This window comes from Nonomuraea sp. NPDC003214 (assembly GCF_053590035.1).
The window spans coordinates 44,007-50,490 of the sequence record NZ_JBSFSX010000032.1; the positions used below are offsets into that span (position 1 = coordinate 44,007).

Here is a 6,484-nt window from a genome sequence, read left to right on the forward strand (position 1 = left end):
CCGCGACATGTCCAAGCAAATCCAGGTCTCCGGACTCGACGCCTACTACGGCGGGCACAAGGCCATCGAGGATGTCTCGATGACCATCGAGCCGCGCTCGATCACGGCCTTCATCGGCCCGTCCGGGTGCGGCAAGTCGACGTTCCTGCGCACCCTCAACCGCATGCACGAGGTCATCCCGGGCGCGCGAGTCGAGGGCAAGGTGCTGCTCGACGGCGAGGACCTCTACGCCCCCACGGTCGAGCCCGTCTCGGTGCGCCGCATGATCGGCATGGTCTTCCAGCGGCCCAACCCGTTCCCCACCATGTCCATCTACGAGAACGTGGCCGCCGGCCTGCGCCTCAACGGCCGCGTCTCCAAGTCCGAGACGGACGACGTGGTCGAGGAGTCGCTCAAGGGCGCCAACCTCTGGAACGAGGTCAAGGATCGGCTCAGCAAGCCCGGCGCCGGCCTGTCCGGCGGTCAGCAGCAGCGGCTGTGCATCGCCCGCGCGATCGCGGTCAAGCCGCAGGTGCTGCTCATGGACGAGCCCTGCTCGGCCCTCGACCCGATCTCCACGCTGGCGATCGAGGACCTGATGGCCAAGCTCAAGGACGACTACACGATCGTCATCGTCACCCACAACATGCAGCAGGCCGCCCGGGTGAGCGACCGCACCGCGTTCTTCAACCTGGCCGAGCAGGGCAAGCCCGGCAAGGTCATCGAGATGGACGAGACCTCCCGCATGTTCACCAACCCCTCCGAAAAGGCCACCGAGGACTACATCACCGGGCGCTTCGGCTGATGATCGACCAGGCGGCAAGCACGGTGAACGGGGATACGCGGACGAAACCCGTACTCCTCATCGCCGACCCCGATGCCGAGGTCGTGCAGGATGTCGCCGCCGCCCTCGAACGCGAGGGCGTCGCGGTCACGGGCGCCGCCGACGGCGCCCAGGGGCTGCTCCAGGCAGGCGCGCTGCAGCCCGACGTGGTGCTGGTCTCGGCGACCCTCCCGGTGATCGACGCGGTCGACTTCGTCCAGGCGGTACGGCGCTCGCGGGTCGTGCCCGTCCTTCTCGGCGTCGGTGAGGGGCACGCCGAGCAGGCGGTGCGCGCGCTCGCCGCCGGCGCCGCCGCGTGCGTGGCGCGCCCGTACCGGGTGCCGGAGCTGCTGCCGTTCATCCACGCCGCGTCCCCGGAGGCGCGCAAGGTGCTCGCCGTCGGCGGCGTGGAGCTGGACGTGCACGCCTATCAGGTACGGGTCGACGGGCGGGTCGTGCATCTGCCGTTGCGCGAGTTCGAGCTGCTGCACTACCTGATGCGCAACGCGGACCGGACGGTCACCCGCGAGCAGATCATGCGCCACGTGTGGCACGCGGCGGCCAGCACGTCGACCAACACGATCGCGGTGCACGTCAAGCGGCTGCGGGCGCGGCTGGGCGACGACGACGACCGGCTCATCCAGACCGTGCGCGGCGTCGGCTACCGGCTGGTCACGCCCGGCACTTCCGGAACGACCGCATGATCCGCGTGGCCACCCCTTCGACGGTCGCGATCCCGTAGCCGGCCTCCGGGCTGCCCTCGGTGAGCACCGCGATCGCGTAGTCGTGGCCGCGGGCACGCAGCAGGCCGGCGCTGACGACGGCCCAGCGCTTGGTCGAGACGCGCTTCAGCCAGCCGTTCTTCAGCGCCACGCGGTCGCCCCGGCACCTGGCGGCGCTGATGCCCCAGTTCTGCCCGTCGATCACGCCGCCCATGAGCCTGAGCACCTGATCGCGATCCGCGGCGGGCAGCGCACTGCGCTCCGCGACGAGCGCCCGCATGAGCCGGACCTGGTCCTCGGCCGACGTCCGCGTGATGCCCCAGCAGTAGAGGTCGACGCACGAGCCGGGCACGCCCGCCGTGTGGCGCAGGCCGAGCTTCCGTCCCGCCCGGGTGAAGCCGGGCGGGCCGCCGATGCGCAGCCACAGCCGGTCGGCGGCGTGGTTGTCGCTGTAGCGGATCATCAGGTCGGCGTCGCGCCTGACCTGCGCGGGAAGCTTCTTCCACGGGGTACGCAGCAGCAGCGCGGCGAGGATCTGGACCTTGGCGGTGCTGGCGGTGATGAGCCGCTCGCCGCGGTGATAGCGATACTGCCTCCCGGTGGTCAGGTCCTTGACCATCGCGGTGACGGGCCCCGGCCGACCGGCCAGGAAGCGGTCCAGCAGGGCGGTGACGCGCTTGGCGTCGACGCGTGGCGCCTTGCGGCGGGCCGCCCGCCTGTCGCCGGGCGCGGGGACCGGCGGCCCGAGCGCCTCGGCGGCCCGCCCGGGACCTGTCACCGCGCGCGTCACGCCCTGCCGGGGCGCCGCGGCGGCGGCGCCGGTGGGGAGGCTCGAGACAGCGTGGGGAGTCAGCAGGGCGAACGCCAGGACGATTCGTGACAACGCGCGCCCCCGGCCCGCGATCATTCGAGCATTATCACGAAATGTCAGGCTGGCGCGCTAGGAGCTGGTGGCGACCAGTTTCGCGATCGAGTCGTCGTCGCAGGTCGCCCAGAAGTCGCCCACGACGTCCTCCAGGTGCCCGAGCGAGTCGGCCTGGAACAGCACGTCCTGATATTTCGTGATGTCGTAGTGGGTGGTACCCATCGCCGCCACGTCCAGCGGCCGGATGTCCATCCCCCTGAACTCCTCGATCTCCCCGTACGAGGACAGAATCCCCGCCCCGTACGCCCGCAGCTCGCCGCCCTCCCGCATCACGCCGAACTCCAGCGTGAACCAGAACACCTTCGAGACGAACTCCAGCGCCTCCTCGCCCTCCACCCGGCGCGCCGCCTGACCCGCCAGCCGGTAGAGCGCCGCGTACCGGTCACTGGCCAGCGCGTTGGCGTGCCCGATCACCTCGTGCACCACGTCCGGCTCCGGCGTGTAGAACGGCACGGAATGGTGGCGGATGTACTGCGTCGAGTGGAAGTACCCGTCGGCCAGCACCCCGTAGAAGTCACGCAGCGGCACCAGCCCGGCAGCCGGCAGGTAGCGGAACCCGGTGAGCGGTTCGAGCAGCTCGCTCACCTCCTGGAGCTGCGGGATCCGCTCACGCGGCAGCCCCAGCCGCTCGACCCCGGCCAGATACTCGGCCGTGGCGTAGGCGCGGTGCTTGACGCCCAGTTCCCTGGTGACCAGCGCCCAGACCTCGTGCTCCTGCTCGGTGTACTCGGCGACGGGGATCGGCTCCCCACGCCGATGGTTGACGGCCAGCCCGGCGATCGCGTTGCGCCGCGCCCGATACACCGGATCGGCGAACCCCGGGTGCGACGAGGCCAGCTCGACCACCACTGAGCCGTCGTCCTGAGTAGCGATCGGGGCGAAGTACTGTGCTTCCTCGAACATGTCTCAGATGACAGCAAGTCCCCCGATCCCTGGCAAGAGCGCGCAGTTTCCCTGCGCGATACGCTGGATTTCGTACGACTTTTGCTGATATTTCTAGTCGAATCGCACAGCCTTCGAGGAGGCCGCCGTGGACGATCTCGACGCCCGACTGCTCGTCACCATGCGGGCCCACCCGCGCGTCGGCCTGACCGAGCTCGCCCGCCTGCTCGGCGTCGCCCGCGGCACCGTACAGGCGCGGGTGGACAAGCTCACGGCCCGCGGCGTGATCCAGGACTTCGGCCCCACCGTGTCACCCGCCCACGCGGGACACCCCATCCTGGCGTTCGTGTGGCTGCAGATCGCCCAGGGCCGGCTGGCGGAGGCCGTCGAGTCGTTGCGCGCCGTGCCGCAGATCCTGGAGGCCCACGGCACCAGCGGCCAGCACGACCTGCTCTGCCGCGTGGTCGCCACCAGCACCGACCACCTCCAGGAGATCATCGCGCACATCCTGACTTCCCCCGCCGTGCAGCGCACCGACTCCACGATCGCCCTCTCCACCCAGATCCCGTACCGGATCGAACCCCTGCTCCAAGCCCGCTGATAGCATCCCCCCGGCCCTCGCCGCCGTCGGCCGTGAGCCGCGCGGGGCTGCCCCGGTGCCCGTCACCAGGAGCTCACCGCCCTGGGCGAGGGTCGTGGCCGGACGCCCGCCGCGCACCCGCCACGCCAGGAAGCAGCACACCTGATCGGGGACACCGCATGACCAACCCGCCCACCCCCGCTGGGGACTTCGGAGGGCCCCCGGGGGACGACGCCACCTCGCCACCGGTCCTGGACGCCACCTCGCCACCGGTCCTGAGCGCCGCCTCCCCGCCGGTCCTGGGCGACCCGGGGACCACACCCCCCGCCGGCACCAGGCCACCCACCGACACCACGCCACCGGACACGCCCGCCCCCTGGTCACCACCGGACCAGCCTGGCGAGCCCCCGCAGACACCGTGGTCCGGCCCCTCGTCCGCACCGGCGCCCTTCCCCCCACCCCACGGAACACCACCTCCCCCGCCCCCCGGCCAGCCGTCACCGCCGGGGCACACCGGTCCGCCGCCATCCGGTCAGCCGATGCCGCCCGGGCACATCGGTCCGCCCCTGTCCGGTAAGCCGATGCCGCCACCGCCGGGGCAGTCGTCTCCGCAGCCGTGGAACCCGTACGGGCCGCCACCGTCGCCCAACGCCGGACCGCCTCCACCCCCGCCCCAGCAGGGACCGGCCCCCTACGAGCCAGCCCCGTACGTCGCTGCGCCCGATAGCACCGCCCCGGACGAGCCCGCCCCGGACGGCGCCGCACCCGACAAGCCGACCCCGTACGAGCCCGCTCCATACGAGCCAGCACCGTACGAGCCTGTCCCGTACGGGCCTGTGCCTCCGAACGGCGGTCCGCCCGCGTACCGGCCGCCCGGAGCCCGGGAGACTGCCCCGCGCGGCTCGGCCCCGCAGGCGGAGCTGTACCTCCGGGGGAAGGCGGGAACGGCTCCAGGCCAAGGGCCGTGGGGCGGCCAGCCCCAGAAGCCGCCTCGGCGCAAGGGCACCGCCCTCATCGCAACCGTCAGCGCACTGGCGCTGCTGGGAGCGGGCGGCGGCATCGCCTGGTACGTGACGCAGTCCGGCACCCCGGACCCGGTGGCCGCGACCGGCCCGGACCCCCAGAAGCCCGAGGAGCCGAAGAAGGCCGAGCCCGGGGTGCCCGAATGGTCGGTGCCCCTCGCCGGGCACGGCACGATGGACTTCACCGCCGGCATGGCGTTCGCCAGCTGGCTGACCGACACCACGGTCATCAGAGCCCAGAAGGACGCCGTCCTCGCCTACGCCCTGAACTCCGGCAAACAAGCCTGGAACCTCCCCGCCCCCGGCAAACAGCTCTGCGGCGCCACCCCGGAGCTGTCCGAGAACGCCGCCGCCATCGCGTACATGACCGACAGCCGCTGCGACCAGCTCGCCGGTCTCGACACCACCACCGGCAAGCTCACCTGGAAGACCGGGATCTCCTCCGAGAAGAGCTCCCTGAGCGGATCGCTGACGGTGCCGACCATCATGTCGACGGCGAACATGGCCGTCGTCCAGGTCGACGACACGCTCACCAGCTACCGGCTCTCCGACGGCGGCAAGGCCTGGACCTGGTCCCCCCGGAAGGGCTGCTACCTGAAGGACGCCAACTCCGCCCCCGACCGCGTGGTGGTCCTGCTCGACTGCGATGGCGGCAAGCGCAACAGCGTCCAGGTCCTGCACCCGGCGACCGGCCGCGTCGCCGGCAAATACCCCATCGGCGACATCCCACTGATGAACGGCGTCCTGTCGGCGAAGCCGATCGTCATCCATCGCAAGGCCCGCAGCGGCGACGTGTTCACCGTGTACGCGTCGACGGGCAAGGTGAGCGAGTTCAACGCGGGCAGCGCCGACATGCGCACACTCAACAGCGTCGCGCTTGTGCGGGGCGGCCACGAGCGCCGCTCGTACGCGGTGCACGGCGACCGCCTCTACCTGGCGACCAAGCTGGAGCACCTGCCCAAGGACGGAGGCGGCTACCGCAACAAGGCTCTCGCCTTCGACCTCAAGACCGGCCGCCGCCACTGGCAGTCGACGGGCACCGGCAAGACGACGCTCTCCTTCATCCGCGCCGACGAACAGGGTCTCCTGGCCCTGGAGGTCGGCGACTGGCGCGAGCTCGCCCCCCGCCTCGTCCGCTTCGACCCCGCCACCGGCAAGGCCCAGGAACTCGCGACGCTCCCCCTGAAATACGGCACCGAGGCCGACCGGGGCCAGGTGTACGAGCGCGACGGCGCGGTCATCATCGTCCCCTGGACCTCAGTGGTCAGCAAGAACGCGGTGAGCTACATCGACACGAACCAGTCCTGACCAACCGACTCCGTACGTGGTGACGGGCCGGGCCAGTAGTTACGCCGGGCCCGTCACCACCAGAAGCCGGCCCTGAAAACACGAAAAGGCCCCCAGTCTCCTGGAAGCCTTACCGTGAACGCAGAGAAGGCCCCGACAAACCTGTCGGGGCCCTCTCTGAAAGATTGTCCGGCGGTGACCTACTCTCCCACACCCTCCCGAGTGCAGTACCATCGGCGCAGGGAAGCTTAACTTCCGGGTTCG

At 71.1% G+C, this 6,484-nt stretch carries 6 protein-coding genes and 1 rRNA gene; 4 read left to right on the plus strand and 3 right to left on the minus strand.

Features of this window, described 5'->3' with window-relative positions; all coding sequences use genetic code 11:
* Positions 1-7 precede the first annotated feature (7 nt).
* Together pstB and ACWDXC_RS44520 are read left to right on the plus strand one after the other, a co-directional pair.
* On the plus strand, positions 8-784 hold the full coding sequence (gene pstB, locus ACWDXC_RS44515) for a phosphate ABC transporter ATP-binding protein PstB (protein WP_449993055.1): 777 nt from the start codon (positions 8-10) through the stop codon (positions 782-784).
* Between the two features lie 23 nt (positions 785-807).
* The gene (locus ACWDXC_RS44520) at positions 808-1,506 is read left to right on the plus strand and encodes a response regulator transcription factor (RefSeq protein ID WP_449993056.1); all 699 of its coding nucleotides are present in this window, start codon (positions 808-810) and stop codon (positions 1,504-1,506) included.
* Here the strand turns inward: ACWDXC_RS44520 and ACWDXC_RS44525 are convergent.
* A complete protein-coding gene (locus tag ACWDXC_RS44525; RefSeq protein ID WP_449993058.1) occupies positions 1,475-2,407 on the minus strand; it encodes a serine hydrolase in 933 nt (310 codons plus the stop codon). The two genes, ACWDXC_RS44520 and ACWDXC_RS44525, sit on opposite strands and share 32 nt — an antisense overlap.
* 57 nt (positions 2,408-2,464) lie before the next feature.
* Entirely contained in the window at positions 2,465-3,352 is an 888-nt protein-coding gene (locus tag ACWDXC_RS44530; protein WP_375071669.1) for a phenylalanine 4-monooxygenase, read from the minus strand.
* A gap of 127 nt (positions 3,353-3,479) precedes the next feature.
* Between ACWDXC_RS44530 and ACWDXC_RS44535 the strand changes: the two genes are divergently transcribed.
* Positions 3,480-3,932 carry an Lrp/AsnC family transcriptional regulator gene (locus ACWDXC_RS44535; RefSeq protein WP_219519996.1) on the plus strand — a complete coding sequence of 151 codons (453 nt, stop codon included), beginning with the start codon at positions 3,480-3,482 and terminating at the stop codon, positions 3,930-3,932.
* An 815-nt stretch (positions 3,933-4,747) separates the two neighbouring features.
* Positions 4,748-6,241, plus strand: a complete 1,494-nt coding sequence (locus tag ACWDXC_RS44540) for an outer membrane protein assembly factor BamB family protein (RefSeq protein WP_449993061.1) — start codon at positions 4,748-4,750, stop codon at positions 6,239-6,241.
* A gap of 166 nt (positions 6,242-6,407) precedes the next feature.
* Here the strand turns inward: ACWDXC_RS44540 and rrf are convergent.
* A 5S ribosomal RNA gene (rrf, locus tag ACWDXC_RS44545) occupies positions 6,408-6,484 on the minus strand; the annotation flags it as partial.

Coding starts and splice junctions, on each gene's coding strand:
- pstB (WP_449993055.1), top strand. CDS start 8: ATGTCCAAGCAAATCCAGGTCTCCGGACTCGACGCCTACTACGGCGGG.
- ACWDXC_RS44530 (WP_375071669.1), bottom strand. CDS start 3,352: ATGTTCGAGGAAGCACAGTACTTCGCCCCGATCGCTACTCAGGACGAC.